Annotated in this window: 5 protein-coding genes; 1 reads left to right on the plus strand and 4 read right to left on the minus strand. The window is 34.2% G+C overall.

Annotated elements, in window-relative coordinates; all coding sequences use genetic code 11:
• Positions 1–154 precede the first annotated feature (154 nt).
• From H3V01_RS10845 to H3V01_RS10860, 4 genes are all read right to left on the minus strand, one after another.
• Positions 155–418 (minus strand): hypothetical protein, encoded by a 264-nt coding sequence (locus H3V01_RS10845; RefSeq protein ID WP_198186786.1) that lies wholly within the window; start codon positions 416–418, stop codon positions 155–157.
• Positions 418–720, minus strand: coding sequence for a hypothetical protein (locus H3V01_RS10850; protein WP_198186787.1), 303 nt, complete (start codon positions 718–720; stop codon positions 418–420). Before H3V01_RS10850 ends, H3V01_RS10845 begins: the two co-directional genes overlap by 1 nt.
• A gap of 184 nt (positions 721–904) precedes the next feature.
• Positions 905–1,255 (minus strand): hypothetical protein, encoded by a 351-nt coding sequence (locus tag H3V01_RS10855; protein ID WP_198186788.1) that lies wholly within the window; start codon positions 1,253–1,255, stop codon positions 905–907.
• Positions 1,256–1,636: a hypothetical protein gene (locus tag H3V01_RS10860; RefSeq protein WP_198186789.1), complete on the minus strand. Its 381-nt coding sequence runs from the start codon at positions 1,634–1,636 to the stop codon at positions 1,256–1,258.
• Between the two features lie 236 nt (positions 1,637–1,872).
• On the opposite strand from H3V01_RS10860, the gene H3V01_RS10865 reads away from it, so the two are divergent.
• Entirely contained in the window at positions 1,873–2,106 is a 234-nt protein-coding gene (locus tag H3V01_RS10865; RefSeq protein ID WP_041881195.1) for a SymE family type I addiction module toxin, read from the plus strand.
• The last annotated feature ends 115 nt before the right edge of the window (positions 2,107–2,221 follow it).

Consider the following 2,221-nt stretch of genomic DNA (forward strand, 5'->3'; position numbering starts at 1 on the left):
ACCATGAATGGTCATTGATTGGAGGAGCTCAGATTTTATGCTGGTATGCTCATAACCATAACAATAAAGTAGGGTAAATTATTTACTCAACTTGCTATATAAGTCTGAAAGATAATAATTAGAATCTCTAATAGTTAGGTAGGAATCATTCTTATTATGATATTTTAGTCATTATATTTTTGATAATAGGTTCAACAGATTGTTCTAACTTTTCACTATCTATCGTATAACGATTTAATTCAATTTGATTTTCTGCATCAAATAGTAATTCTCGTAACCATTTTTCTTCTAATGCCAGTATTTGATGCTCAGCTTCATAAATACTAGATTGTATTTCATCCAAACTAATTTTTTTATTTAAATAAGAATTACATTTTTTTTTAAGATTATTAATAACATCTGGATATATCCAATTCATCACTTTTCACTCCTTCTTAGAATGGTCACTACAATTTTACTATTCCTTTCGGTAACAACACCTACATCACCACGCCAATATACAGTCCTTTTTACACCATTAACCATTGAACTGGTTTTTGTTCCAGTTTGTATAGTGTGCTCTACAATATTAGGAGAAATGTTACGACCAGCTCCAACTGTACCGGCAGGGAACCCTAACTCTGGTAGTTGCATCCTATCAACTGCATGTTGTGAATATAATCTGTTTCCAATCGACGCATATTGCTTACCGTCAATAGTCTTTTGGGGTAGTTTTGCCAAGAATTCAATTCCAGAGAATTACCATTCATTCCCTTTCCTGCTTTACCACCGCTCAGCCATTCATCATAGATGCGCAACAGTAGTTATTGATTATCAGGATTGAGAAGCCTATCTAAAATAAAGTAATATAGATCTGTCCTTGATAATATCAACCCTATGATTAAATCAAAGACAGATCAATTAATCATCTTATTAATGTTGAAAATTCAGTAGAAATAAAAGGTTGTAATCTTATTTCAACCTTTGTTCTTGTATCCTCTAGTACAACTTCGGTCGTTAGGTATTCACCATCAACATCTTTTTCTATCTTAAAGTATTCCACACCCTCCATTAGATTGTGCGCTATTTTTTTCTGTTTAAACTCTATAATTGTTTGTATCCAACCTCCAGTTGCACTAAACGAAAAAAGTATAGACATTTCAATTTGATCAGTATATTTGTATGCAAAGTGTAAATCCTCTGTATTCTGAAAAATAGGTTCTCCCTCAAAAAAAGCTAACAAATCTATTTCATCTGGAAAAGATTGAATAAACATTTATTTTTTTCCTTCTTTTGGAATTGTTGTTACAAATCTACGTGAACCATCTGGCATAATTTCAAATGACGTTTGTAATACAGTGCCTTTTCCTGATGGACCCATTAAGAAAGATTCTCTAACTTCAAAACTCTGAGAACCTTTTTTGTAATTATTAATAACATTACCTTTTGTATTTACTACTTTATTAAAGTATTCAGTTAAAATAGCTGTACCTGATTCATTAGTCTGTAGCCCTAGCCGTCTCATCATTTGGGATAATTGAGTTGAGCGAGCAGTATTATGTTCTCCGCTATTTACTTTGCCATAAAGATAATCAAATTTTTTTGGATCTATTTCAAGCTTCGTCCCTTTTCTAGCATTAGATACTAGAAGGCGCACAAGACCAAGCTACCAAGTCAAGATTAAAAGACCATGAGTTTTTAAACCTGTTTCAAAAGATTGAGAAGCTACCAGAAGAAAACAAACCGTGATTAAGATATTTTTAGAAGCCTTTTTAACCAAGACTCAGATTAAATTACTGGCTAAATAAGAATAATAAAACAATAAGTAAGCAGCAATAATAGGCGGCAACCTGCTACCACTGCTAACCAAAACCAACTTCACAGGAGTTAATTATGGCTAAGGCACAGTCTAAGCTAAAATCAACCACATGCAAAGAACCTGCACCGCACCCCACTGAGCGCTTTTATACCGTAGGTTACACGCCTAACGGCGGGTTCAGCAACCCCAGACCGCAACTGACCATCAAGGGGCGCTGGCTGGAGCAGATAGGCTTTTATGCCGGTCAATCGGTCATCATTAAAGTAGAGCAGGATAAGTTAATTATTGAACTTGCGATGCAGGTCTAAAAGCAATAAAAGCTCCCCGCTGGTTAAGGCGGGGGAGCTTTTTAATTTAGTTTTTTCAACTCTTGCTCAATTTGCTCAATAAGTTGTTTATCATTTAATTCATATTCTTCTTTAT

This window comes from Snodgrassella sp. M0351 (assembly GCF_016100575.1).
GTDB lineage: Bacteria > Pseudomonadota > Gammaproteobacteria > Burkholderiales > Neisseriaceae > Snodgrassella > Snodgrassella alvi.